The 26,209-nt window shown below is 58.3% G+C and carries 24 protein-coding genes; 15 read left to right on the forward strand and 9 right to left on the reverse strand.

Annotated features, from left to right (window positions below; genetic code table 11):
• Nucleotides 1–8: 8 nt before the first annotated feature.
• A complete protein-coding gene (locus AB4N44_RS01955) occupies nucleotides 9–1,307 on the reverse strand; it encodes an MFS transporter (RefSeq protein ID WP_016984522.1) in 1,299 nt (432 codons plus the stop codon).
• Nucleotides 1,308–1,407: 100 nt separating this feature from the next.
• The gene (locus AB4N44_RS01960; RefSeq protein WP_122843954.1) at nucleotides 1,408–2,157 is read right to left on the reverse strand and encodes an SDR family NAD(P)-dependent oxidoreductase; all 750 of its coding nucleotides are present in this window, start codon (nucleotides 2,155–2,157) and stop codon (nucleotides 1,408–1,410) included.
• 197 nt (nucleotides 2,158–2,354) lie between these two features.
• Here AB4N44_RS01960 and AB4N44_RS01965 point away from each other — a divergent pair, with 197 nt between their 5' ends.
• Nucleotides 2,355–3,269, forward strand: a complete 915-nt coding sequence (locus AB4N44_RS01965; RefSeq protein WP_460064581.1) for a LysR substrate-binding domain-containing protein — start codon at nucleotides 2,355–2,357, stop codon at nucleotides 3,267–3,269.
• A 38-nt stretch (nucleotides 3,270–3,307) separates the two neighbouring features.
• Here AB4N44_RS01965 and AB4N44_RS01970 read toward each other — a convergent pair whose 3' ends face one another.
• On the reverse strand, nucleotides 3,308–3,910 hold the full coding sequence (locus AB4N44_RS01970) for a helix-turn-helix domain-containing protein (RefSeq protein ID WP_460110508.1): 603 nt from the start codon (nucleotides 3,908–3,910) through the stop codon (nucleotides 3,308–3,310).
• 158 nt (nucleotides 3,911–4,068) lie between these two features.
• Between AB4N44_RS01970 and AB4N44_RS01975 the strand changes: the two genes are divergently transcribed.
• On the forward strand, nucleotides 4,069–4,764 hold the full coding sequence (locus tag AB4N44_RS01975; RefSeq protein WP_016986055.1) for a B3/B4 domain-containing protein: 696 nt from the start codon (nucleotides 4,069–4,071) through the stop codon (nucleotides 4,762–4,764).
• A 101-nt stretch (nucleotides 4,765–4,865) separates the two neighbouring features.
• Here AB4N44_RS01975 and AB4N44_RS01980 read toward each other — a convergent pair whose 3' ends face one another.
• Nucleotides 4,866–5,999: an alanine--glyoxylate aminotransferase family protein gene (locus tag AB4N44_RS01980; protein WP_460110507.1), complete on the reverse strand. Its 1,134-nt coding sequence runs from the start codon at nucleotides 5,997–5,999 to the stop codon at nucleotides 4,866–4,868.
• 127 nt (nucleotides 6,000–6,126) lie between these two features.
• Here AB4N44_RS01980 and AB4N44_RS01985 point away from each other — a divergent pair, with 127 nt between their 5' ends.
• Both AB4N44_RS01985 and AB4N44_RS01990 read left to right on the forward strand, forming a co-directional pair.
• Nucleotides 6,127–6,738 carry a dTMP kinase gene (locus tag AB4N44_RS01985; RefSeq protein WP_316916337.1) on the forward strand — a complete coding sequence of 204 codons (612 nt, stop codon included), beginning with the start codon at nucleotides 6,127–6,129 and terminating at the stop codon, nucleotides 6,736–6,738.
• Nucleotides 6,739–6,823: 85 nt separating this feature from the next.
• Nucleotides 6,824–7,939, forward strand: coding sequence for an aromatic ring-hydroxylating dioxygenase subunit alpha (locus AB4N44_RS01990; protein WP_460110505.1), 1,116 nt, complete (start codon nucleotides 6,824–6,826; stop codon nucleotides 7,937–7,939).
• Between the two features lie 42 nt (nucleotides 7,940–7,981).
• On the opposite strand, the gene AB4N44_RS01995 is transcribed toward AB4N44_RS01990, so the two are convergent.
• Nucleotides 7,982–9,280, reverse strand: coding sequence for an MFS transporter (locus AB4N44_RS01995; protein ID WP_460158163.1), 1,299 nt, complete (start codon nucleotides 9,278–9,280; stop codon nucleotides 7,982–7,984).
• Nucleotides 9,281–9,571: 291 nt separating this feature from the next.
• Here AB4N44_RS01995 and AB4N44_RS02000 point away from each other — a divergent pair, with 291 nt between their 5' ends.
• On the forward strand, nucleotides 9,572–10,504 hold the full coding sequence (locus tag AB4N44_RS02000; protein ID WP_460110503.1) for a phospholipase C/P1 nuclease family protein: 933 nt from the start codon (nucleotides 9,572–9,574) through the stop codon (nucleotides 10,502–10,504).
• A gap of 18 nt (nucleotides 10,505–10,522) precedes the next feature.
• Nucleotides 10,523–11,086 carry a hypothetical protein gene (locus tag AB4N44_RS02005; protein WP_460110501.1) on the forward strand — a complete coding sequence of 188 codons (564 nt, stop codon included), beginning with the start codon at nucleotides 10,523–10,525 and terminating at the stop codon, nucleotides 11,084–11,086.
• Between the two features lie 8 nt (nucleotides 11,087–11,094).
• Here AB4N44_RS02005 and AB4N44_RS02010 read toward each other — a convergent pair whose 3' ends face one another.
• The 4 genes from AB4N44_RS02010 to AB4N44_RS02025 all read right to left on the reverse strand — a co-directional run bounded on the left by AB4N44_RS02010 (nucleotide 11,095) and on the right by AB4N44_RS02025 (nucleotide 16,178).
• Complete coding sequence (locus tag AB4N44_RS02010) at nucleotides 11,095–12,246, reverse strand: MFS transporter (protein ID WP_460110499.1); 1,152 nt, start codon at nucleotides 12,244–12,246, stop codon at nucleotides 11,095–11,097.
• A gap of 143 nt (nucleotides 12,247–12,389) precedes the next feature.
• Nucleotides 12,390–13,625 carry an aromatic ring-hydroxylating oxygenase subunit alpha gene (locus tag AB4N44_RS02015; protein ID WP_460111646.1) on the reverse strand — a complete coding sequence of 412 codons (1,236 nt, stop codon included), beginning with the start codon at nucleotides 13,623–13,625 and terminating at the stop codon, nucleotides 12,390–12,392.
• Nucleotides 13,626–13,703: 78 nt separating this feature from the next.
• Nucleotides 13,704–15,077, reverse strand: a complete 1,374-nt coding sequence (locus AB4N44_RS02020; RefSeq protein WP_460110498.1) for an MmgE/PrpD family protein — start codon at nucleotides 15,075–15,077, stop codon at nucleotides 13,704–13,706.
• A gap of 141 nt (nucleotides 15,078–15,218) precedes the next feature.
• Entirely contained in the window at nucleotides 15,219–16,178 is a 960-nt protein-coding gene (locus tag AB4N44_RS02025) for a LysR family transcriptional regulator (RefSeq protein WP_150729204.1), read from the reverse strand.
• 367 nt (nucleotides 16,179–16,545) lie between these two features.
• On the opposite strand from AB4N44_RS02025, the gene AB4N44_RS02030 reads away from it, so the two are divergent.
• The 9 genes from AB4N44_RS02030 (at nucleotide 16,546) to AB4N44_RS02070 (ending at nucleotide 26,200) form a co-directional block, all read left to right on the forward strand.
• Entirely contained in the window at nucleotides 16,546–17,580 is a 1,035-nt protein-coding gene (locus tag AB4N44_RS02030; RefSeq protein ID WP_102899765.1) for a quaternary amine ABC transporter ATP-binding protein, read from the forward strand.
• A gap of 50 nt (nucleotides 17,581–17,630) precedes the next feature.
• Complete coding sequence (gene proW / locus AB4N44_RS02035) at nucleotides 17,631–18,584, forward strand: glycine betaine/L-proline ABC transporter permease ProW (protein WP_460110496.1); 954 nt, start codon at nucleotides 17,631–17,633, stop codon at nucleotides 18,582–18,584.
• A gap of 43 nt (nucleotides 18,585–18,627) precedes the next feature.
• Nucleotides 18,628–19,650 (forward strand): glycine betaine/L-proline ABC transporter substrate-binding protein ProX, encoded by a 1,023-nt coding sequence (gene proX / locus AB4N44_RS02040; RefSeq protein WP_460110494.1) that lies wholly within the window; start codon nucleotides 18,628–18,630, stop codon nucleotides 19,648–19,650.
• Nucleotides 19,651–19,738: 88 nt separating this feature from the next.
• The gene (locus AB4N44_RS02045) at nucleotides 19,739–20,797 is read left to right on the forward strand and encodes a GlxA family transcriptional regulator (RefSeq protein ID WP_460110492.1); all 1,059 of its coding nucleotides are present in this window, start codon (nucleotides 19,739–19,741) and stop codon (nucleotides 20,795–20,797) included.
• A gap of 126 nt (nucleotides 20,798–20,923) precedes the next feature.
• Nucleotides 20,924–22,240: an NAD(P)/FAD-dependent oxidoreductase gene (locus AB4N44_RS02050; protein ID WP_460110490.1), complete on the forward strand. Its 1,317-nt coding sequence runs from the start codon at nucleotides 20,924–20,926 to the stop codon at nucleotides 22,238–22,240.
• 120 nt (nucleotides 22,241–22,360) lie between these two features.
• On the forward strand, nucleotides 22,361–23,263 hold the full coding sequence (locus AB4N44_RS02055; protein ID WP_460110489.1) for a dihydrodipicolinate synthase family protein: 903 nt from the start codon (nucleotides 22,361–22,363) through the stop codon (nucleotides 23,261–23,263).
• A 1-nt stretch (nucleotide 23,264) separates the two neighbouring features.
• Complete coding sequence (locus AB4N44_RS02060; protein WP_460110487.1) at nucleotides 23,265–24,755, forward strand: aldehyde dehydrogenase; 1,491 nt, start codon at nucleotides 23,265–23,267, stop codon at nucleotides 24,753–24,755.
• Nucleotides 24,756–24,958: 203 nt separating this feature from the next.
• Entirely contained in the window at nucleotides 24,959–25,207 is a 249-nt protein-coding gene (locus AB4N44_RS02065; RefSeq protein ID WP_191630852.1) for a hypothetical protein, read from the forward strand.
• Nucleotides 25,208–25,270: 63 nt separating this feature from the next.
• Nucleotides 25,271–26,200 (forward strand): ZIP family metal transporter, encoded by a 930-nt coding sequence (locus tag AB4N44_RS02070; RefSeq protein WP_316916341.1) that lies wholly within the window; start codon nucleotides 25,271–25,273, stop codon nucleotides 26,198–26,200.
• The last annotated feature ends 9 nt before the right edge of the window (nucleotides 26,201–26,209 follow it).

Below are 26,209 nucleotides of genomic sequence, written 5' to 3' on the forward strand. Positions count from 1 at the left end.
CCGTTAACTCAACGATTGACCAGGGCGGCGGGAATGCGCAGGACCAGACTGGCGCCGAGGAACAGCACGCCCGTAATCAGGTACATGCCGATGGCGCTGGAGCCGGTCAGGGTGGTGATCCAGCCGATCAGATAAGGCGAGCAGAACCCGGCGAGATTGGCGAAGCTGTTGACCGCAGCGATGCCGGCGGCGGCAGACACCCCGCCGAGCAGTGTGGTGGGCAGCATCCAGAACAGCGACGTCGCCGACAAAATGCCGGAAGCGGCCAGGCACAGACTGAGGATCGACAGCGTTGAGTTGCCGCCCATCATCGCCGCCAGGCTCAAGCCGATCGCCCCGGCAATCATCGGCACGATGAGGTGCCAGCGGCGTTCGCGATGTTTGTCACCACTGCGGCCCACCAACAACATCGCGACGATGGCGCACAGGTAGGGCAGGCTGGTCATAAAACCGATGTGCAGCGGGTCGGAAACCCCCGCATTGCGCACCAGTGTGGGCAGCCAGAAGGTGATAGCGTACTGGCCCATCACCACGCAGAAGTAGATGGCCGCCAGCAGCCACAGACGGCGATCGCGAATGAATTCGCCAACCGAGGCGTGGGTGACTTTTTGCTGGTCGTCTTCGGCCAGTTCGCGAGTGATCAGGGCTTTTTCTTCGTCATTCAGCCAAGTGGCCTGATGCACGCCGTCTTTCAGATAGCTCAGCACCAGCAGCCCGACGATGACGGTCGGTACCGCCTCCAGAACGAACATCCACTGCCAGCCGGCCCAACCGTGCACGCCGGCGAAGTGGTTCATGATCCAGCCGGAAAGCGGACCACCGACCATGCCTGACAGCGGAATGGCGATGAACCACAGCACCGTCATGCGTGCCCGACGGTAGGACGGAAACCAGTAGGTGAGGTAGAGCAACAGGCCCGGCGCCAGACCGGCTTCGGCAATCCCCAGCAGAAAGCGCAACGCATAGAATTGCCACGCGGTTTCGACGAAGGCGAACAGCGCCGAAACGATGCCCCAGGTGATCATGATCCGCGCGATCCACACGCGCGCACCGACCTTGTGCAGAATGATGTTGCTGGGCACTTCGCAGAGGAAATAGCCGATGAAGAACACGCCGGCGCCCAATCCGTAGACCGTTTCGCTGAGGGCCAGATCGTTCATCATTTGCAGCTTGGCGAAGCCGACGTTGACCCGATCCAGATAGGCGCACAAATAGCACAGCATCAGGAACGGCATCAGGCGCCAAGCGGTTTTGCGATAGGCAGAGGAGCGCACGGTCGAAACCGCTTCGAGCGACAGGGTAGTCATGATGGTCTGATCTCTTGTTTTTATTGACCGCCAGGCCATCAGGCCCGGCTGCATCATCGATCCAGAACCGCACGGGCCGCACAGGCCCGCCCAGAAGTACTCAGTGAATCAGCATGCCGCCGTTCACATCCAAGGTGATGCCAGTCAGATAAGAGGATAAGTCGCTGGCGAGAAACAGCGCAGCGTTGGCGACGTCCTGCGCCTCACCCAGGCGACCCAGCGGAATGCCGTCGATGATGGCGTGACGGCGCTCGTCCTGCATCAGGCCGCCGGTGATGTCGGTGTGGATCAGGCCCGGCGCGATGGAGTTGACGCGAATGTTGTCGGGGCCCAGCTCCCGTGCCATGGCTTTGCCCAGACCCAGCACACCGGCCTTGGCCGCGCTGTAATGCGGGCCTCCGAAAATGCCGCCACCGCGTTGCGCAGACACCGACGACATGCAGACGATGCTGCCGCTGGCCTGCTGACGCATAAGCGGAATCACCGCTTGGGACATGAGCAGGGTGCCACGCAGGCTGACGTCCAGCACCTTGTCGTAGTCCGAAGGACGAATGTCGAGGGTCTTGAGTGGCTGGGTAATGCCGGCGTTGTTGACGAGGATATCAATGCGCCCGAAGTGCTCGATGATGGTGGCGACGGCTTGCTGAACCTGCGCCTCGTCCGCGACGTTAGCCGCCAGTCCCAGGTGACCTTCGCCCAGCGACGCAGCAGCGTCGCGCGCGGCGGATGCATCCAGATCAAGGATCACGACACGAGCGCCTTGTTGTGCGAACGTCGTCGCTGTAGCGCGGCCGATGCCACGGGCAGATGCGGCACCGGTGATGATTGCGACTTTGCCTTGGAGAAGCATGGAGGTGTTCCTCTAATTGTTTTTATGGGTTCGGTCCGCAAAGAACCGATGACTCAGCTTGTCCTCCAGACCGGCCCTGAGCAATAACGCAAACCTCACTGGGTGCTGAAAAAATTCAGCACTCGCCAGCGCTGTCTGCCAATGCTTGAATAGCCATAAGCCCGGCCCAAGCCACTTGCAGCGGAAAAACAATCATCATGAGTTCATCTGGCGATGCACCTGCGACCCTGCCACCCCTGAAAGCCATTCAGGCCTTTGAGCAAACGGCACGCTTCGGCAACGTTGCCCGCGCCGCCGAATTGCTGGACTTGACCCCGTCAGCGGTCAGTCACCAGTTGGCCAAGCTGGAGGCGATGATCGGGCGTCAGCTATTTCTCAGAACAGCCAGAGGCGTGACACTGACGCCAGTGGGCGAGCAATACCTGACTGAAGTGTCCGGCATCCTGCACAGCCTGGCGGTGGCGACAGAGCGTGCCGCCAGCGATGTCAGCCTCGATTGCCTGCGGTTGCACTCGTCGCCCAGCTTCGGGCTGCTGTGGCTGATGCCGCGGCTGGAACAGTTTCGCCAGAGTCATCCCGACATCCAGCTCAATCTGTCGTGTTCGTACGAATCACTGCATTTCAGTCGCGACAAGATCGATGTCGACATCCGTCACGGCATGCCCAATTGGCCAAGTTTCGAAGTCCGTACGGTGCGCAATGAAAAAATTGCCGTGCTGGCGTCGCCGAAACTGCTGCAGCAACGCCCGATCCGCACAGTCGCGGATCTGCTCGACTGCAATCTGATCCTGTCGGAAGCGACGCTGATCAAGTGGCCGCAGCTGTTTGCTCAACATGGCCTGTCGCGTCCTGAAAAACCCTATTCACTCAGCTTTGACCGCTCCTACATGACATTGGAGGCGGCCAGCCACGGTCTTGGGTTCGCGTTGGAAAGCACGCTGCTTGCTCAGGATTATCTGGCGCGCGGCGCTTTAGTCGAAGTGACGCCAGGCTTGAGTGCGCCGATCACCGCGCACCACCTGGTGTTCCCGAGAGCGCATGCCGGCTTTCCTCGGGTCAGGAGATTTCTGGAGTGGATGCAGAGTGAGTTGGGGCACGACTTCAACTACTGACGGTTATGTCGGGAAGCCTGTGCCCTAGTGTCGGGTATCTACTGATGTATCTCGGTCACGGACATGGTGAACACCAATTTGGATCTGCCCGCGTTGGAGTAGGAGTGAGGCACATCAGTTTTCGCCACTGCCGAACTCCCGGCAGGAATGATCAGCTCTGTTTTCCCGATCATGCATTTCAACGTGCCTTTCTCTACATGGAACAGTTCAAGCGTGCCTTGAGGGTGCCCCGGTGAAGCGAACGATTCACCAGGATGCATTTCCCAGCGCCATAACTCGATCATGTTCGGGCCGGACGTTCCTGCAAGAAGTCGCGCGGTGCCTCCAAGGTCACCGGTCCAGAGCGTGGGGATATCCTGGCTTTCGATGATATGGGCAGAGGGGGCCTCGGTCACATTGACGATGTCGGCAACCGACAGGCCCAGCGCGGCGGCGATTTTGCAAAGAATGCCGATACTGGGATTCGCGGTGCATTTTTCTATTTCGACGACCATTCCTTTGCTCACGCCTGAGCGCCGAGAAAGCTCGTCCAGCGTGATTTTCTGTGCCTTGCGGGCTTGTTTGAGTGTGCGTGCGACGGCCAGGCTGACGGCTTGAGCATCAGCACCTGGGGTAGTCGACAAGCTGGTATTCATGGTCATTGATCAGGTTCATGAAAAAAAGTGCTGGAATTTTCGGCCCTTAACGATCGTGGCGTCAATCGACTCACCCACTGAAGCGGAACATGATGGTCATTATATTGACTAAATCGGTCATCGATAGATAGCATGAAACACCATTTGAATCCTGGAGGTTTTTGATGCTGTCCGTACTGCCGTTGATCGATCCAGCCGTTGCAGAACTGGCTCCGGGGTTCCGGGCCCTGAGCATTGTGGTGGAAGCTGCACCACTCACCCGTCCTGAAGTTGCCCGGGCCGCCCTGGATCACGCTTGCAAGGCTGTGCAGGCGGGTGGTCCAAGCTGGGGAGACGCTCACCTTGCCGCCTGGGCCGACGCCTTCAGAAAGTTCGGGGCCAAGCCACAGCGCACGCCTTGTTCAGCCGAAGCGTTGCGTAAAAGGGTTTTACGTGACGGGACCTTGCCGAGCCTCGATCCCATCGTCGATCTCTACAACGCCATCAGCATCGAGTACGCCATTCCGGTAGGCGGGGAAAATATAGAGGCTTATGCAGGCGCTCCGCATCTTGTCGTCGCCAATGGCAGCGAGCCCTTTGACACGATGAAAGAGGGCGTTCCCGCTGTCGAGTATCCAGATGCCGGCGAAGTGGTCTGGCGCGATGACAAAGGCGTGACCTGCCGCCGCTGGAATTGGCGGCAAGGTGTCAGAACCCGCCTTGGGGCCGATGCGCAGAACATGTGGTTCATTCTCGAGAGTTTGCCAGCGATGCCGCTTGAAGCCTTGACTGAAGCAGGGGACAAGCTGATCGCAGGTTTGCAGCAAATGATGCCCGGCGTGCAGATTGAAAGCTCGCTGATTGGCCCCGGGGCCAAATAGTCGATAGACCACTGAACAGAATGATGAACCGCCTTGCTGGAAGAAGGGCACACGTCGGGAATGCCCTTCTGGAGTTCAAGCGTTAGGAACGATATGGGACCTTAGTCAACCATCAGCTCATCCAGTGCCTGCTCAAGCAGGCTGACCGTGCGCTCGATATTCTGCAGCTTCTCCAGCCCGAACAACCCGAGGCGGAAGGTCTGGAAGTCGGCCGGCTCATCGCATTGCAACGGCACGCCGGCAGCGATCTGCAGGCCCTGATGGGCAAATTTCTTGCCGCTTTTGATGTCGGCATCATCGGTGTAACTCACCACGACGCCCGGGGCCTGAAAGCCGGGAGCGGCCACGCTTTTGATGCCTTTGCCGGTCAATAGCGCACGCACCCGATCGCCCAGCGCCTGTTGTTCATCGCGAACCTTGTCGAACCCGTAGGCTTGCGTCTCTTTCATCACCTCGTTAAAGCGCGCGAGGGAATCGCTGGGCATGGTTGCGTGATAGGCATGTCCGCCCTGTTCGTAGGCCTGCATGATCTGCAGCCACTTTTTCAGGTCGCAGGCGAAGCTGCTGCTTTGCGTCTGTTCGATTCGTTCGAGGGCGAGAGCACTGAACATCACCAGGGCGCAGCAAGGGGAGGCGCTCCAGCCTTTCTGCGGAGCGCTGATCAACAGGTCGACGGCGCACTTGTGCATATCCACCCAAATCGTGCCGGAGGCGATGCAGTCCAGCACAAACAGACCACCCACTGCATGCACAGCGTCGCCGACGGCTCGCAGGTACTCGTCGGGCAGGAGGATCCCGGATGAAGTTTCAACGTGGGGCGCGAAGACCACCTGCGGTTTCTGTGCGGCGATGGCGGCCAGCACTTCGTCCAGCGGCGGCGGGGCGTAGGCTGCCTGGCGACCCGTCTCGACCGGCCGGGCTTTGAGCACCGTGGTGGCCGCCGGGATATTGCCCATATCCAGAATCTGGCTCCAGCGATAACTGAACCAGCCGTTGCGTATCACTAGGCACTGCTGGTCGGTAGCGAACTGCCGCGCCACCGCCTCCATGCCGAATGTACCGCTGCCCGGAACCACCGCCACCGCTTCGGCGTTGTAGACCTGTTTAAGGGTCGTGGAAATGTTCTTCATCACGCCTTGAAAGGACTGCGACATGTGGTTCAGCGAGCGGTCGGTGTAGACCACTGAGTACTCGACCAATCCCTCGGGATCGATGCTCGGATAAAGCTTGGACATGGTGACTCCTTTGGCAGAGGGCTAAACATCATTGGCAAGCAAGTGTAGGCAAAGGGCAGGGATCAGCTCATCGATTTGCGCAAATGAGGTTAGAGTGCTCGGCAATGTCTCAATCGTTGCGTGAACCATGAAGCTGCCGCTGTTTATTTCTCTGGACGGGCCCAAGGGCACCGGCAAAACCACATTGCTGGAGGCCGTTACCGCAGCGCTGCGGGCAGACAAGCACAAAGTCATCCGCCTGTGCGAGAGAAAAAGCGATCCGTACCGCGGCGAAACCATGGCCCTGGTCAACCAGCTCGCCAGACATCCCTCGCGGGAGTTGGAGTGGGCAGTGTGTCAGCGCCTTGCCGATAGCCGTCGCTGGATTTCTGAGCGGGTGCTGCCCAAACAGCCGCTGGACAGCATCATCCTGATCGACCGCTGGTATCCGTCGGACGCCGCATTTCGCCATAGCGTGCCGTTTGCCGAGATTCTGCAGTTGAACATCGAGCGAGGCGTGCGCGTGCCGGATCTGCATGTCGGCGTTGTCACCGCACCGGATATTTCATGGGCGCGGGCAACGGCACGAACACGAGGACTGGGCGGCACGGTGATCCAGAAACACGCCGAGCACGTCGTGTGTAGCGAGATGTTCGAGCAGGCGGTTGCCGATCACGGCTGGGTGTTGTGCCGTAACGAAGGAACCATCGAAGCCGCAACGACTCAGGTAGTTGCAGAGATCTATAAAGTGCTTGGCTGATTGTCGAATCAGCGCCGCCTGATCTAGTTTGAATGCCAGGTTTCTCTGACCTGAACTCACCGTACTGACGGATCACACGCCCCCCATGCTCACAAACCTTTGGTATGTCGTTGTCCCATCGTCACAGCTGACTGATGGACTGATGCCGGTTCAATTGCTCGGACAACCGTTCGTTGCGTTCCGCGATGACGCGGGCGTCGCTCACCTGCTTTCAGATATCTGCGTGCATCGCGGCGGCTCACTGTCAGCCGGCAGCAAAGTGGGCAACAGCGTGCAGTGTCCCTATCACGGCTGGCGGTTTGGCACTGATGGCGTGTGCACGCAGATACCGGCGCAGCCGGACCTGCGCATTCCCGCCAAGGCCCGGGTCGATGCGTACCCGACGCTTGAGCGCTACGGTTGGATCTGGGCATTTTTAGGTGATCTGTCGGAGTCTGAGCGCCCACCATTGCCCACGCTCGACTGGGTCGACGATCCCGCGATCCGCGTGGTCTCGGGACACTTTGACTGGCAGGCCAGTTGGGACCGGATTATTGAAAACGGTCTGGATTTCGCGCACGCACCGTTTGTCCATGGTTCAACCTTCGGTGATCCGGATCATCCCGAGATTGAATCGTTCGAGGTCGACAGTGATGCGTGGAGCGGCAGCGCCCAAATGCTTATGCGCAGGCCGGCGCGCAAAGGGTTGCTGAGACGCAAATCCTCCACCGAGTTTGTCAGTGTGGTCACTGTTCCGGGGTTTCACCTGTCCGGCCCTTGTACAACGCTTGAGCTTGAGTTGCCCAACGGCTGGCGGATCTACATCGTCTCGGCGCATGTGCCGATTGATGCCAATCACACGCGCACCTGGTGGATGATGGGCAGAACGTTTCTGCGCTCCCGATTGCTCGATCGCAGGTTCATTGCGAGCAATATCCGTATCTTCGAACAGGATCATGCCGTGCTGAAAAACGTGCGGCCCGAGCGCGTGCCGGACTCTTTCCAGCAGGAGGTTTCGCTGAAATCCGACGCGCTGCAGATTGCCTTTCGCCGAGACGTACAGGCACTGGAACAGCGCGGCTGCCGCATCGATGAAGAGCGTCTTGCGCGAACCTTCACCGGACGCAAGGCCTGCGCAATACCCAGCCCCGAGCGTCGTCAGATTCGCGCTTGGGCCATTGAGCCGATTCCGCTCGTGGATATCACCCACGAACCTGAATAGCGCTGCGAGCCAGCCTGCGCTTGACGCAGACTGGCGCACCCCTTAGCGCGTCTCACATTGCGGCGAAGGCTCGCCGCTCAGTGCATCAACCATCGGCGGATGCTCCTGCACCGCCTGACGCAGATCTTCAGTCACCCGCAGCTCCGCACCTGTCGGCGAGAACGTGGCTGCCGCTGCAAACGGCGCGGGATTGGCCGGAACCGGGCGTTTGCCACGGCGCCACAGGAAGAAGGTAACCATGCACAGATTGACCAGTGCAAACACCCAGAACAAACCATTGGCACCGAACGAATTCATCACCGGCGAGATCATCATCGGGCTGATCGCCGAGCCCAGTGAGTTGATCAGCAGCAAGCCCTGAATCATCGGCACCAAGGCTTCGGCCGGGGCGCGGTCGGCGGCATGGCTGACCGCGACCGGGTAAAGCGCGAACACACCACCACCAAGCAGAAACAACATCACCGCGAGCATCGTCGAGGACAACGGCACCAGGACGATCAACAGCGACAATACCGTGCACGCCACTGTCAGAATCGTCAGCACTTGCAAGCGATCCTTGCGATCAGACCAGCGTCCCACCGGGTATTGCAGGAGCATCGCACCGAGGATCGTCCAGGCCATCATGCTGCCGACTTCCCCGACATTCAGACCACTGCGCTGCAAGTACAGCGGCAGCAAGGTGTAGATCGCCGCAATGGTCACACCCGAACCGAAACAGCCGACCAGCCCGGTCGGCGTCACGCCCAATAGTTGCCGAGGCTTGAGCGGCTCGACCTGATCGAGCAATGGCGACACGCGCGGCAGGATCACGATCGGCAGCACCGACAACGAAGCGAGCATGCCGGCGATCATGAACGGTGCGCTGTCGCTCAACCCGGTGATCTTGCCCAACGTTGCCTGACCCAGCACACCGGCGCCGTACAGGACGATCATGTACAACGCGAGCAAGCGCCCACGAATCTTCGCGTCGCCGGCCAGCAGCAGCCAGCTTTCGATCACCAGAAACACACCGACCGTGGCCCAGCCGTTGATCAGGCGCAGGGCGAACCAGCCCCAAGTGTCGTAAAACAATCCCTGCAGCAGGATGGTCACGGCGATCAGCGAAGCAAAGCTGCCATAGGCGCGGATATGGCCGATGCGCAGAATCAAGCGGTCATTGAACACGGCGCCCAGGGTCAGGCCGATGAAGTAGGCCGAGGAAACGACACCGATCATCGTCGCCGAAGCGCCGGCGGCGTCGAGTCGAAGGGTGGTCAGCGAAGACAAAAAGCCGTTGCCCAGCGCAACAATGAACAGCCCGAGCAGGGGCGCCAGCGCCATGGCCAGCAAACGCGGAGACATAAAAACCTCTAGAGATCGAACAGCGCAACGTGCGCCTCTGCGCATGCGATTGCCAAGCCGGTGTGTGTGGTGCGGGCAGACACCGAGAGGGCTGCAAGAGAGCGCGGGATTCTAAGGCTTGTGCAGGATTTGCCAATAGCTGTTTGCTGCGACGTTAGGACGCAGGTGTTGCCATTTATGCTTGTCCTGAGCGGACGGAGAAAAAACAGCTTTTTGCCATCACCTAAGTGCTAAATTGCCTCGTGTACGGTCAGTGTTGCGCAATCACGCAAGTTTCTGGAGATCAACAGCATGGAAGCCACCCCGATAGGCCGAACAGCCGCAACACGTTACCTCGCAGCATTTGGCCTATCGCTGCTGTTCAACCCTTCAACCCCGGCCTTCGCCTTCAACCCCGACCTGCATTCGGCCTATGCACTGAGAGCAGCGCAGGCGTATCAACGCTGCCCGGGGGTGAAGTTGCCCGAGCAGTTGGCCGAGGCTTTGGCGGCAGGCACTGACGCTGAGGATTCAAACCTGCTGACGCTCCCTCAGCGCGCTACCAATTGGCACTTCTATAACCGCAACAAAAAGCTTGAGCCCTTCTGGTTCGCCAATCGCAGCCTGGATGTGATTTTTTCCAAACGCATTGAAAAGCTGAACGCGCTGCTGGCGGAACCTGATGCCGATCCCGTTGAGGTATACGAGCAAGCGGGAAGGGTCCTGCATTACATACAGGACATGAGCGTCCCCGGCCATGTAGTCCCGGCTTACCACGCCAAGTTGCCGGGCAATCCTGCCGATCCGTTTGATGAGTTCGAGAGCATTGAAGCGCTGCCAGTGTTCGATTTGTCTGAAGCGCAGTGTCAGGCGCTTCGTGATGAGGCAGGTCAAGCCGATGCCACTCCTCAGCATTTTTTGAATGCCGCCGCGACAGCCACCTTGCAGGCGATAGAGCAGATAGACGCAGCCGGTAAACCTGTCGTCGACGGTGCATGGAAAGCGTATTGGGTGTATCCCGCCCGAGATACCGATGAGGCCCGCAAAGGCTGGGGCCAATACGGTACCTGCGAATTTGCAAAGGGCAATGTCAATGCTGGGTGCAAGCGTGAAGAACAGCTTGTGGCGTTGTTCGAACAACAGTCTCGACAGGCTCAGAGAAACTCGGTGCTGATGCTTTTTTATGTGCAAAAGAAGCTGGCCGAAGCAGGCCAGAAAAACGCCAGTGCAATGGCTGATCAATAGTGGGGACTGAAATTTAGAATGCGCCGCTTAATAGCTCATGGATGTGTTGTTGTCAGTGTTGCGATGCTGTGTTCAGGATGTACCTCCTATGCGACCGTGCCGACAATCAACGAACACGCGGGAGCCGCAAAACAGGAAACCATCTCCAGCTTCAGCTACGAAATAGACTCTCCCTGGAAAAACAGTCGCCTTGGCAAAGACGCCTACGCGCTGACAAAAAGCATGTTTCCAAATGCACAGGATCACAGCTCCAGCCCTGTAGCCTCGAGCCTCCCTGCATTGGAAATCAAAGTCTCGGAATTCTCATTGGGTGGCGCTTGCACACAAGAGTATTTGACGGGGTTGAGTTTTGGTTTGATTCCGAGCTGGTGTACAAGGCCAGACCTGTACAAGTTTGATTTCATCCTGAATAAAGATAACGGCTTTTGCAGGCAAACAACTTACTCAGTGAGCGCCACAACGGTTTCACATCTCGTTGTGATTCCATTTGCACTGTCGCAGCCCGACAATCGACCACTGACCCTTTATCAGGCTTCGCTAAAAGATTTCCTGCAAGCCGATCAATGTTCCAAAGGCTTGTGACCAGCGCATCAGGTCTTCAAAAATCTTGCGGCGTAGCTGACAAACAACAACAGGAAAACCAAGCCACCCAACGCGACCACCAGCGTACTGAGATGCGCAACCATGCCGATAAACGCCGGCCCCATGAGAATGCCAGCGTAGCCCATGGAAATGATCGCCGGAATCGCGGTGCGCTGGGGCATGCGCTGTTGCCGACCTGCCGCGGTAAACAGCACCGGGACAATGTTCGAGCAGCCGATGCCGACCAAGGCATAGCCCAGCAAGGACGCCTGCCAACTCTCGAACACCAGCGAAACCAACATGCCGGCCGCCGCGCAGATCCCGCCCAGCGCCACCACGCGAATGCCACCCAGCCGACTGACGATGGCATCTCCGGTCAGGCGCCCGAGCGTCATCGCCGCGGCGAAGCTCGCATAACCCAAGCCTGCGTAGCTGGGTTCCATTGCGCGTTGCGAGGCAAGGAAAACCGCGCTCCAGTCGAGCATGGCGCCTTCCGTAAGGAAAACAATGAAACACAGGACGCCCAATAGCAGCACGATCCCCCGTGGCATCGCCAACAACGGGCCGTCTCTTTCCGTGCCATAGGGCAACAAACTTGGCGCAGCTTTGTACAGCGCAGCGAGGATGATCGCCACCAGACACAGCACAGACAGCAGCGGATCCAGCCCCAGGCTGAGCATCGCCGTCATGGCCCCGGCACCGGCGATACCGCCGACGCTGTAGAGCCCGTGAAAACCGGATTGCAGGGTTTCGCCGCTGTTCTTTTCAACAATGATCGACTGGATATTGATCGCGCAATCGAGCATGCCCATGCTCGCGCCGAACCCCAGCACGGCGAGCGCCAGCCCCGGCAGCCATGTCAGATGGCTGAGCATCGGCAGCACCGAACACAACGCGAGAGTTGAGCAGATGATCACTGGCCGGCAGCCAAAACGTGCAGTCAGGTAACCGGCAAACGGCATGGCGACGATCGAGCCGATACCAAACCCCAGCAACAACAGGCCCAGTCCACCGTCGTCCAGTCCGGTACGCGCTTTGACTAACGGCACGAGTGGCGCCCAGGCCGACATCACCATGCCGGTGATCAAAAACACGATGCGCGTGGACATGCGCTCGCCGTAGTTTGCATAAGTCGCCACGGATGATGTCGAGGTGTTCATTGAGGTGGACATCCTTATCGGTGTCTCCCGGCTTTTTTTGGCGACGAACCGGAACAACAGCTTTTCGAGACGAAAGAGTCCCTGCCAGCATCCGTCGGGATGCTGGCAGGGAGCAGGGTTAACATGAGTGAACAGAACGCCGATCAGCCAACATACTTCAACGGAATGGGGCCTTTGAGCCGATCCATCATGGTCGCGCAGTACCAGTCATCGAACTGACAAACGCCGGTCTCGGCCGTTTCCGAATAAGGACCCGGCTCGTACGACGGCGAGGTCACGCCACGCTGGGTACCCTCGACCAGCGTGCGGTCCTGATCGTTGGTGGCAATCCAGACTTTGGTCAGGCGCTCGATATCGTAATCCACACCTTCCACTGCGCTGTCAGGTACCAGCCATTTGGTGGTGACCAGAGTTTCAGTGGCGCTGATCGGCAGCACCCGGAAGCTCAGGGCATGGTCACCGAGGAAGTGATTCCAGGTGGAGGGATAGTGGAAGTACAGCAGCGCGCCGATGTCCGCTTCAGCTGTCTTGTCCAGGCGACCGGCAACGGCCGGTTTGCCATCCATGGTGTAGCTGACGGCACCGGATGACAGCGGAATACGGGTCATGCGGAACTGGCCGTTGATGTCCATCACCAAACGGCTTGGCAACCCGGCGCTCTCGCACTTGGACCAGTAAGCCGACAGCTCTGGATCATCTTCGCCACTGACGCCGCCCACCGACAGATTATCGACGAACGAATGCAGCAGCTCCGGGTGGGAGCCGTCGCAGTGATAGCACTCGCGATTGTTTTCGAAGACCAGTTTCCAGTTGCCTTTCTCGATGATGTTCGACTCGAACGCCACTTTGCAGTTTTCAAGATAGTGCGGCGCGATGAAAGGACTGACGGCTTTGCGGAAACCCTCGAAGTCCGGGGCCTTGGCGGCCACGCAGACATAAATGTAGGTATCGACGATCTCGCAGTGAACGCTTTTCAGACTGTATTGGGATTTGTCGAAATCCTGGCCCATGTTGCCGGCGAACAACAGGTTGCCATCCAGCTCATACGTCCACTTGTGATACGGGCAAACCATCTTCGCCACTTTGCCGTGATCGGCCTCGCAGATTTTTGCGCCGCGGTGACGGCAGGCATTATGGAACGCCCGAACTTCTCCATCTTTGCCACGCACCACGGCAACGGGATAGTCACCGATCTGCAGGGTGAAATACTGCCCTGGCTTGATGATTTCAAAGGTGTGGCCGGCGAAGATCCAGTCCTTGTGCCAGATCTGCTCAAGATCCTGGCGGTAAACACTTTCATTGCTGTAAAGAGTGCCCGGCAGCGAGTGCCAGGCCTTGCGCTGTGCGATCAGGTCAAAAACGCTTTCTTTATTCATTATTATCCTCCCAGGGGCGACATAGCCCTCAGCCTATAGGGCGCAGGACAGCGATCACAAACGACATTTGCTGTGGGCAATTCATGCGTTGGGGTTATCGATGATGTCTGACTGGCGTGCCAGCACTGGGTGAAAAATCGGTTCCAGCGCGGTAATGGCACAGCTGGATTGAGCGATTTGTTTGATCGCTGTTTTCACCTCGGCACTGCGCTCTACACCGAGACCGCTGGCGAACAGATCAAATTTCTGACTCAGCTCTTGAGCGCTGAGGGGCGTTTCGGGGTCGCCCCGCGCGGCAGTGATTGGACTCACCAGCACGCCGCCGTTCTTCAGGGTGATGGTCAACCGGGAAAGGATTTCGTCGGGGAAACGGGCGGAGATATCGGCGGCTTCGACGATTTCGATACGGCGGCTCAATTCCCGAATATCTTCGGCAAAAATCGCCGCGCCGGTGACTTCCTCCGGACCGACCTTGCCCCGGACAATCAGTGCGGCCAGCGGAAAGGCGAGGGCGTACTGCGCCTGGTCGGCGTCATTCGGCGTATGTCCTTGCAAACACATCGACTCGTAGAACGTTTCGACGCGAACGGTTTCAATCGAATCCGCATCGAGCTGAGGGTTTTCCCGTTGCAGTTCGAGCATGGCGGTCAGCGCCGGTTGTGCCCAGCGGCAAACTGGCCAGGGTTTGAAGTACTGACTGTCGATCTCCCAGCGTGCACCGATGTCGCTCCAGTATTCGGCGACGGTGATGCCTTCAACCGTTTCTGCCGGCGCACCGGTGATGCCTTCCCGGGCCATGAGCAAGGCGTTCAATCCCGCAAATGCGCCTGCACCGTGGGCATCGCGCAGCATGGTCGGCGCTTGCACCACGCGCATCATCGGACAGCGTGCACTGAAGTATTCGGCGATGCCCAAGGCGTGGCGAAAGGTCGGCTCATCAAAGCCCAGCATGCGCGCGCCGGCGCAGACAACGCCCAGCGCGGAAAAACCACCCGATGCGTGATAAGTCGGCGAAGTCGCCATCAAGGCGGAGCCGGCCCGCAGCGCCGTTTCATAACCGATACACAGTGCGGTGAGCAGTTCATGGCCACTGATCGACTGGCCTTGATGATGCAGCGCATCGGCGAGGGCAAGCACGGCGGGAACAACGGTCGCTCCGGCATGGCCCTTGGATTTGAAGTGGCCTTCGTGGGCATCGAGGCTGTCAGCGCTGAACCCTCCCGCCCAAGCTGCGCCGAGCACGTTGACACGCTGTCCGCCAAAGATCAGGCGACTGCTGTAGACGCCCGCCGGGTAATGCTGTTCGGCAAAACGTCGCATGGTGCTGCTGGTGTCATTGCTGGCCGCGCCGGCCATGACGCCGACGATGTCCAGCAGACTGTCCTGCACGATTGCACGAGTCTTGAGCGGGGCATCGAGGAAATCAAAGTCGCGACAGAATTCGAAGAGTGACATTCAACAATCCCTTCCTGTGAGTTGAGCCGAACCGATCATGGCCGGCGCGGCTCAACAATGAGCCAGGGGGAGGGTGCCGCTCTAGCAACATTTTCGTCGGGCTATTGATAACCAAATCATCCGACGACGGTGCGGTGCGGATTAACGGCGGGGAAACTTCGCCAGAATCCATTCACGAAAACGCCGCAACTCGTCTTCGTTTTCGGAGCTTTCGCGACAGCTCAGGTAGTGCCAGCTGTTGCGCAGTTGCACCTGTTGCTCGATCGGTCGCACCAACAGGCCTTGCTGCACCAATCCCGTGACCAAGTGATTCCAGCCCAACGCAATGCCCTGGTGGGTCAGGACCATGCTGATCAGCAGGTTGTAGTCGTTGGCGTTGAAGATCTGCGGACTGTTCGCCGGGCGATCGTCAATATCGATGGCCTGAAATGCCAGCCACACGCCCCAGTCGACATGTTCGGCGACTTGCGAGCGACCGTAAGGGCTGAGGTTGAGCAGGGCCGAATCGCGCACGCCTTCGATCGTCGCAATCTCCGGGTGTTTCTCCAGATACTGCGGGGTGCACACCGGGTAAATTACGTCGTGGCACAACGGATAGCTTCTATAACCATCACGGATGCGCGAAATCTTGGTGATGAAGATGTCCGGCTGCACACCGGGTTCCATGGTCAGAAAGTTCTGCGTGGTGATCAGGTTGAGTTCGATATCCGGGCACTGTGCGAAGAACTCTTGCAGATGGTTCGACAGCCACAGTGCGGAAAAGGCCGGCGAGCAACAGACGGTGAGGACCTTCTTGGTCGACTGACTGCTGCGGATGCGTTCGGCAGCCTGGGCGATGTTGACGAAGGACAGCTGCGCGGCATCGAAGAACACCGCGCCGGCGGCCGTCAGTTCCACCGCCCGGCCGACCCGGGTAAACAGTTGCGCGCCCAGATAGCTTTCCAGCTCACGGATCTGCCGGCTGATCGCGGCTTGCGAAACGCACAATGCCTCCGCCGCACGGGTGAAGCTTTCGTATTTGGCCGCGGCGACAAATGCCTTCACAGCCCTCAAGGACGGCATTTTCAGCAGAATGGTGTCAGGGTCGACATGCTTGCTCATTCGTACACTCTCCTAACGATACAACTCCCCAACGAAGCGCGAGGAGGGTAACGGAACCGTGCGGGGAGGGCTACGCGAGCGTCGCTGTGGGGATAGACCCGGTCGCTCATGGTGCTGACGCAGCACTCGGCAATGGCAGTCGTCGCAACCGATAACCCGACGTTATCGAATTGTCCCTGTAAATGTAGTTGGATTAAGCGGGGTGATGCTAATAGATTTGAAACATCCCTTTTTCCTGGGACCTCAAAAATAATAAAAGGAAGCCCGTCGTGAAGACATTTATTCATTACCGCTGCCGCTTACAATTATTTTTGCTCGTTTGCCTGTCGCTTAATGCGAAAGATGCACGATGCGAAGGAGGCATGGTATGACAAGCTCCGACGAGATCATCTGCGTAAAGAATGTTTTCAAAGTCTTCGGTACGCAGCCAGCACTTGCCATGAAAATGGTTAAAGAAGGCGCGTCAAAAGCTGAAGTGTTTAAAAAGACCGGTCAGGCGATTGGTGTTTTTGATGCCAACTTCTCTGTTCGCCGCGGTGAGATTTTCGTGATCATGGGTTTGTCCGGCTCGGGCAAATCGACCATGGTCAGATTGTTCAACCGGCTGATCGAACCGACGTCCGGGCAGATCTTTCTCAATGGCAAGGAAATCACTGGCCTGGGCGACAAGGACTTGTTGCAAGTTCGCCGCAAAGACATGGGCATGGTCTTCCAGTCGTTTGCTTTGATGCCGCACATGAGTGTCATCGACAACGTCAGCTTCGGCCTGGAAATCAGCGGTGTCAGCGAGAAAGAACGCTACTGCCGCGCGATGGGCGCACTGGAGCAGGTCGGACTTTCGGGGCAGGAACTGAGCTTTCCTCACCAACTCTCCGGCGGCATGCAACAACGCGTCGGTCTGGCCCGCGCGCTGGCCAACGATCCCGCCATTCTGTTGATGGACGAAGCGTTCTCGGCACTCGATCCGATGATTCGCAGCGAAATGCAGGGCGAGTTGATCAAGCTCCAGGCCGAGCAGGATCGCACCATCATTTTCATCTCCCACGATATAGAAGAAGCGGTTCGCATCGGGCATCGCATTGCGATCATGGAAGGCGGGCGGGTGGTGCAAATCGGCACGCCGCGTGAACTGCTGTGCAACCCGGTGAATAAATATGTTCGCGATTTCTTTAACGGCTTCGACACCAGTCGCATTCTGAAAGCGGGTGATATCGCCCAACAGGATTGCAATGTCGCTTATATACCGGGCGGGCAAATACCGATTAAAGCGGAAGCGTCTCTTCGTGACATCTTTCATCTGGTTGCGGCCTCGGCAACTCCCATGCCGGTGGTGGATGAAGTTGGGCTTTATAAAGGTTCGATTTCGCAAGGCCATCTTCTGAGCTGTCTGTGTAATAGCTGAACTGCGAATAATCAGAATTGATTTACCGCTTCTGAGGGCGAGGTAGCACCATGTCAGACTTCAACTTTCTAGATCCTTTCCATAGTTTAAATATTCCTTTGGGATCCTGGGTGGAAACCGCCCTTAAATATCTGGTGCATAACTTCAGGGAAGTGTTTCGCTCGATCCGCTGGCCGGTCGATCAAGTGCTGGACGGTGTGCAGTGGGGACTGCTGTCGGTTCCGCCGACGGTGTTCATCATCATCGCCGGGCTGATCAGTTGGCAGATTGGCGGCAAGCGCATCGCCATTTTCAGCGTCGCCACCCTCACCGGGCTTGGACTGATCGGTGTGTGGAGTGATGCGATGGTCACACTGGCCCTGGTGCTGACATCGCTGTTGTTCTGCGCGGTTATCGGCATCCCGCTGGGCATCTTGTGCGCACGCAGTGATCGCACGGAAATGATCATCCGCCCGGTGCTGGATGCGATGCAGACACTGCCGGCGTTCGTTTACCTGGTGCCGGTGGTGATGCTCTTTGGTATCGGCAACGTCCCCGGTGTGATCGTCACCATCATCTTTTCCGTCGCGCCACTGGTGCGGCTGACCAACCTTGGTATTCGTCAGGTCCCGGCGGACAAGGTCGAAGCCGCTCGAGCGTTTGGTTGCACGGCTACGCAAATGCTGATGAAGGTGCAGTTGCCGTTGGCGGCGCCGACGATGATGGCCGGTCTCAACCAGACATTGATGCTGTCGCTGTCGATGGTGGTCGTCGCCTCGATGATTTCGGTGGGCGGTCTGGGCTTGATGGTGTTGAGCGGCATCGGCCGCCTCGACATGGGCCTGGCCAGCGTCGGCGGCGCGGGGCTGGTGCTGCTCGCGGTATTCCTTGACCGACTGACTCAGGCAATGGGTGAGCGCAGCAGCGATCTGGCCTCCGGTCAGCGCTGGTATGAAAGCGGCCCGGTGGGGCTGGTCATGAAACTGAAGAAAAAGAAGAACGTTGCACGTCCAGTGACGAATTGAGTTGGCCTGCTCACCCCATTAAAAATTCCAAGCGTGGTGAAACATGAAACTGACAAATCTCAAGAAAAGCGTGGTTGCGAGCCTGGTAGCTTCAGTGTTTGGCACCTTGTTGTGCTCGGCGGCCTACGCGGCCGACGCCAACAAACCCGGTGCCGGTGTTTCGATTACGCCGATCTTCCCGACCATCGCCGAAGAGCGCTTCCGTGGTGAAGTGGTGATCGCCGGCCTCAAGGAACTGGGCTACGACGTCAAACAGCCAAAAGAAGTTGATTACCCGGCGATGTTCCTCGCGCTGTCTTACGGCGATGCGGACTTCACCGTGCATGAATGGGAACACCTGCACCAAGCGTTTTATGAGAAGGCCGGCGGCGATGACGTGATGGTCAAGGTCGGGCAAGTCATGAAAGGCGTGCTGCAGGGCTACATGATCGACAAGAAGACCGCCGAGGCTTATCAGATCAAGGATCTGTCGGACCTGAAGAAACCCGAAATCGCCAAACTCTTCGACAGCAACGGTGACGGCAAGGCCGATCTGACCGGCTGCAACCCGGGCTGGGGCTGCGAGATCATGGTCGAACACCACATGAAAGCCTATGGCTTGGGCCCAACCGTGGTCGACAACCGCGGTTCGTACTTCGCGTTGATGGCAGACACCATTGCGCGCTTCCAGCAAGGCAAACCCGTGCTGTTTTTCACTTGGGTTCCGCAATGGATCGCCAGTGTTCTGGTGGAAGGGCGTGACGTGGTCTGGTTGCCGGTGCCGTTCACCTCGCTGCCAGATGGCCAGGCAAGCAAGGACACCTTCCATGACGGCAAGAACCTCGGCTTCCCGGTGGATACGATCAATGCCGTCATGAGCAAGGAGTTCGCCGAGAAGAACCCGGTGGCGCGCAAATTCCTCTCTGAAGTCAGCATCCCGACCGCCGCTGAAAGTGCGCAAAACCTGCGCATGCAGAACGGTGAAAAATCGCTGGCCGACATCAAACGGCATGCCGCGGAATGGATCAAGGCCAACCAGCAAGCCTATGACGGCTGGTTGAGTGACGCACGGGCGGCAGCGAAGTAATCGGTTCGACCACGGATTGGCGGCGGGCCGTGCCGGTCGCCAAACCAACGGGTTGTCGTTTCAAGTGAAGGTGAGCGGGTGACGCAAGATGGAAACGTTCCAGAGTCCGTTGAAACAACAGAACATCGGCTTTCGCCCATCCACCGTGATGTCGGGCCACGAACGTGTGGTGCGGGTGGCGTTTATCCTGCTCGATCATTTTTCGTTGACGACCCTTTCAACGGCGATGGATGCCTTTGCCACTGGAAACCTGATCAACGCTGAGACGATTTACACGGTATCGACCTACTCACTTCAGGGCGGGCTGGTTGAAAGCGATATTGGCGTGTCGCTGGCTTCGCAAAGGCTGCTTGCCGAAGGTTTCAATCATGATGCGGTGATTGTCGTCGGAGGCCATCGTGTGAGGCTTGCCGCGCAGCCAGTGCTGCGCCGAGTACTAAAGAAGTCCGCAGGCAAAGGGATCGTTGCCGGGTGCTGGAATGCCGCGTTTTATCTGGCCGATGCCGGTTTGCTGGAGGCTTGCGAGTTCGCCTGCCACAGCGACAGCTGCGGCCTGATCAATGAATATTTCCCGCAGTTGAAAGTTTCCGCTCGTGAGTTTATTTGCGCACAGCGCCGAGCCACTTGCGCCAACGCTCATTCAGCGCTGGATATGACCCTGGCAATCATGCAGGAGCTGGGAGCGCGCAACGATGCGGCACTGGTCGATGAAATAAAACGGGTTCACCAGTCTGGACACCTTCAACCGAAGACTGCCGACAGTCTCCGCTGTTCAGCGATTCCCAAGCCTTTGAACATCGCGCTCGACTTGATGGAAAAAAACATTGAGGAGCCGCTGGAAATTGACGCAATCGCCAGTCAGGTCGGCGTGTCACGCCGGCAACTGGAAAGACGGTTTGCCCGCTATCTCAATGCCGCACCCAATCGCTACTACCTGGAACTGCGTTTGACTCGGGCTCGGCAACTGATTGTGCAAAGTGATCGTTCGTTGACGGATGTGGCTCTGGCCACCGGGTTTGTCAGCTATCCGCACTTCTATAAACGCTTCAAGGACCTGTTCGGCTTACCGCCCATGACCTTCAGGGATTATTACTACGCCAACGACTATGCCAGTAGCGGACGTTACGCCGTGGCGGCCAGTTTTTAAAACAAACAGTCAATCGTCACTGTTTGCGCAAGTGCAAGTTTTGCAAGTTTCCGGATCAACGCCACTGCGTGCGTTTGCTTTGTGCCGCGTGCGTTTTGCAACTTCAACGATTAACGGTTCAACACTATGAAAGTCAGTTCATTACCCGCCGATGATGATAGTTGTGGCTGGTTTCATTTGAGCAAGCCACGCAGTCCCGAGCCGGCTCACCGCGGGCACCGTTCAGCCCGCTGGGTGATCATCGGTGCCGGCTTCACGGGACTGGCGTGCGCGCGGCAACTGGCGTTGAATTTTCCCGACGACGAAGTGGTGCTGATCGAAGCGCAGGAAGTCGGACTGGGGCCTTCGGGGCGTAATGCCGGTTTTGCCATTGATCTTCCCCATGACATTGGTGCTGAGGATTACATCGGTGACATCGCGCTTGCCCGGACCAGTTTGAAACTCAATCTGGCCGGCCAATCGATACTTCGCGAGCTGGTCGATCAATACCGCATCGAATGTCAGATGAAAGCCTGCGGCAAATATCAGGCGGCGGTGGAGAACCGCGGTATCGCCGTCCTCGATGCCTATCGCCGGGGCCTGGAAAAACTCGATCAGCCTTTTCAGATGATTGATGCCGATGAGTTGCCCGAACACTTGGGCACACGGTTTTACCGCAAAGCTTTGTTTACGCCGGGCGCAGTGTTGCTGCAACCGTCCGGACTGGTGAAAGGCTTGGCCGACCATTTGCCGTCGAACGTCACGCTGTATGAGCGGACCCCGATTCTGGAAGTGGAATACGGCGCCAAGACGCTGCTCAAACACGCCCACGGCAGCATCACTGCCGACAAGCTGATTCTGGCGAACAACTCGTTCGGTATGCGTTTCGGTTTCCTGCAAGGGCGCATGTTGCCGATCTACACCTACGCCAGCATCACGCGGCCGCTGACCGAAGAAGAACAGGCACGGCTGGGCGGCAAACCGTTCTGGGGTGCCATTCCGGCGGATCCGTTCGGCACCACGGTGCGCCGAACCCCGGATAACCGCCTGCTGATCCGCAACAGTTTCACCTTCAACCCGGATGGTCGCAGCAACCGCAAATACAACGAGCGTTTCGTGCGTCGGCACAAGGCTTCATTCGATCAGCGTTTCCCGATGTTGCCGGACGTGACGTTTGAATACACCTGGGGCGGCGCCTTGGCCATGTCGCGCAATCACAACGGCTTCTTCGGTGAACTGGCGCCCAACGTTTACGGCGCGCTGGGCTGCAACGGTCTGGGTGTCACGCGTGGAACCGTCACCGGCAAGTTGCTCGCTGACTGGCTGGCGGGGGAGCGTGACCCACTGATTGATTTCCTGTTGCAGGCGCCAGGCCCCAACAGCAACCCGCCAGAACCGTTCCTTTCGCTTGGGGTGAACATGAACCTCAAGTGGGGGCAGTACCGCGCCGGGAGAGAAAGTTGAGGGTCGCTGAAGCCTCGTCGCTCTGCTGCCGTCCTGAAGGCTTGCGCCGCCAATAACCACGGTCTGCCTGGCATGCCGTCGGGCACACGGATTGAACATTGAACCACTGGAGAAAATGCTATGAACTTTGACGGAATTTTTACCCCTGCGATTACCCCGTTGTCCGCTGATGGCCAGATCGACTATTCGGCGTTCTCCGACGTGCTCGAATACCTGATCGAGTCCAAGGTTCACGGCATCGTTATTGGCGGCTCCACCGGTGAGTATTACGCGCACACCGCCGAGGAGCGCGTAACCGTGGCCGAGCGAGCCAAAGAGGTTATTCGCGGACGTTTGCCGCTGGTCATCGGCACCGGCGGCATTCGTACTGAAGACTCGGTGTACTTCGCCGAAAAAGCCAAATCACTGGAAGCGGATGCCATCCTGGTCGGTTCGCCACCGTATGCCTTGCCGACGCAAAAGGAAATTGCCGCCCACGTACTCGCCGTGGACAAGGCCGCCGGGCTGCCGATCATGCTGTACAACTACCCGTCGCGGATGGGTGTGGCGATGGGCGACGAGTTTTTCGAAGCGATTGCCGGCTGCAAGAACATCGCCGCGATCAAGGAAAGTTCGGGTGAGATGAGTCGCCTGCACCGTCTGGCTCATGCCCATCCGTCGATCCAGTTGTCCTGTGGCTGGGATGATCAGGCGCTGGAGTTTTTCGCCTGGGGCGCGCGCAGCTGGGTTTGCGCCGGCTCGAACTTCATCCCGCGCGAACACATCGCGCTCTACGAAGCCTGTGTCCTCGAGAAAAATTTCGATAAGGGCAGGCGGATCATGTCGGCGATGTTGCCGTTGATGGATTTCCTCGAAAGCGGCAAGTTCGTGCAATCGATCAAACATGGCAGCGAACTCAGTGGCCTGCGTGCCGGCGGGGTCCGGGCGCCACTACAAGCGCTGGAGCCTTCCGAGAAGCAAGCGCTGGAAAGCGTGATCAAAACCCTTCAGAAAAACGTCGCGCGTATCGTCGAGGAGGCTTGAAATGGCAGACCTGCTGAGTAAAGAGCAATACCGTGAAATGGCTGCGAAGCTCGAATTTCGCAATCAAGCCTTCATCAACGGCCAGTTTTGCGCCTCCCGATCGGGCAAGACCTTCACCACGACCAACCCGGCCACCGAACAGGTATTGACCGAGATTGCCGCGTGCAATGCCGACGATGTCGATGCAGCGGTGGCCGCCGCGAAGGAAGCCTTCGATGACGCACGCTGGCATTCACTGGCGCCGTCCGCACGCAAATCGGTATTGCTGCGCTTTGCCCAGTTACTGGAAGACAACGCCCATGAACTGGCGGTGCTGGAAAGCCTGGACAGTGGCAAGCCGATTCGCGAATGCCAGAACATCGACGTGCCGGAAACGATTCATACGTTGCGCTGGCATGCCGAGCTGATCGACAAGATCTACGACGCTACGGCCCCCGTCGGCTCGGGTGCGGTGACCATGGTTGTGCGTGAACCGATTGGCGTCGTCGGCCTGGTGTTGCCGTGGAACTTCCCGCTGCTGATGCTCGCCTGGAAGATCGGCCCGTCGCTGGCCGCGGGCTGTTCGATCGTGGTCAAACCGGCCAAGGAAACCACCTTGAGCACCTTGCGCGTCGCCGAACTGGCGCATCAGGCGGGGATTCCCGCCGGCGTGTTCAACGTCGTGCCCGGGGGAGGGAAGGAAGCAGGCGAGCCGCTGGGCCGTCATCCGGATGTGGCGATGGTCAGCTTCACCGGTTCGACCGACACCGGGCGGCTGTTTCTCAAATACTCCAGCGAATCGAACCTCAAACGCATCGTGCTGGAATGTGGCGGCAAGAACCCGGCCGTGGTGATGAATGATGTCGAAGATATCGACCTCGTCGCCCAGCATGTGGTGAACGGCGCGTTCTGGAACATGGGTGAAAACTGCTCGGCCTCATCGCGGCTGATCGTGCACGCCGACGTCAAGGATGAACTGTTGCAGCGTGTGCAGGTGCATCTGGGCGACTGGAAAATGGGCGATCCACTGGATCCTGAGAACCGCCTCGGCTCGATGATCAGCAAGGCGCATTTCGACAAGGTGCGCTCCTACCTTGATGTCGCCCGCGACGAAAACCTCAGCGTGTTGGTGGGCGGAAACACCCGCGACGACATCTTCGTCGAACCCACCATCGTTGACGGCGTGAGTCGCGATAGCCGTTTGTTCCAGGAAGAGATTTTCGGCCCGGTACTGAGCGTCACCACGTTCCAGACCGTTGACGAAGCCATTGAGCTGGCCAACGACACGGCCTACGGCCTGGCAGCGTCGGCTTACACCGGCAACCTGCGCCATGCCCTGAAACTCTCACGCGAGATTCGCGCCGGGATTGTCACGGTGAACTGCTTCGGTGAGGGCGACGCCTCTACGCCATTCGGCGGCTACAAAGAGTCGGGGTTTGGCGGACGCGACAAGTCGATCTGGGCGCACGACCAATACACTGAAATCAAAACCATCTGGATTGATGCTTCCTGATGGTGCTTTGACGCAACAAATCGCATCGCCCCGCCACTGGATTCAGTGGCGGGGCGATTGCCCCATACCGTTACCCCATCCATGAGCTGGGATTGGTTGGTGGCCACGTCAGCAGAGAGCTTTCAGTCATCCGCTTTTCGTCAGACATTTTGAACCTAACCCGAAATCAGTCGCTCAACCGGGAAATATTCGGGGTGGGCGAAATGAACGCGTTCAAGAATCAACTGACATTCGCACAAGAAACCAGATTACTCGCTTTGGCGGCCTGGCAACGTGCACTGGAAAACCTTGAATTGCGCATGGACTGCCCAGACGCCTATCACGATGAACTGCTGCGCCAGTCGGACGAAATGGATCGCTTGGGCATACTCAGCTGGGACGAGTGGCGCGACCTGCGCAGAGAAGCAGATGTCGCCTATCTGCGCGCAGTCGCTGGAGACGATTACCACTGAGGTCATGTACGTTGGTTATCCGCATCCGCTGAAAATATCGAATCAACAAAACAGGAGGTTTCCATGCCCGAGCCGTTGTCCTCATCAGGCGCACCACCTCGCTCCTTGTTCGCTCGATTCTCAGAGTCTGGGTGGGGCGGTCGCGTCTTCTGGTCAGTTCTGATCGGGGTGACAATCTTCCTGCTGATCAGCGGGTATGGCGCCTTCGTCGGGGCCAACAAACAGAATCTGTACTTCGCCTTTATCGGTGGCATGACCGGCTTCGCTGCGACGGCAATGGGCGCTGTCGTAGCGATCGCGTTACGAGACATCGCCGCCCGAACCCAAGACATCATGCTCGGCTTCGCCGCCGGGATGATGCTGGCCGCCAGTTCGTTTTCGCTGATTCTGCCGGGCATAGAAGCGGCTCAGGCGCTTTGCGATAACCAACTGCTCGCAGCCTGCGTCGTCGTTGCAGGGTTGGGATTGGGCGTAGCGCTGATGGTCGGTCTTGATCGTTTCGTGCCTCACGAACACGAGAAAAGCGGACGCCGCGGGCCGGATGCGCAGCGCATCAATCGTGTCTGGTTGTTCGTGCTGGCAATCACACTGCATAACCTGCCGGAAGGTATGGCCATTGGCGTGAGCTTCGCCAACGGCGACATGAAGGTCGGATTGCCGCTGACCGCGGCGATCGCCATTCAGGATATTCCCGAAGGTCTGGCTGTCGCCCTGGCATTACGCGTGACAGGCATCTCAGCACTTCGCGCCGCGCTTATTGCGGTGGGCTCAGGGTTGATGGAACCGATTGGCGCCATTGTTGGACTGGGTATTTCCAGCAGCTTTGCGTTGGGATATCCCATTGCGCTCGGTTTGGCCGCCGGGGCGATGATTTTTGTGGTCTCCCATGAGGTCATTCCCGAGACTCATCGCAACGGGCATGAGACCCCGGCGACCTTGGGGCTGATGCTCGGTTTTGGGGTGATGATGTTTCTCGATACGGCTTTGGGTTAATCACGAACC

The organism is Pseudomonas sp. S3_C06 (genome assembly GCF_054667675.1).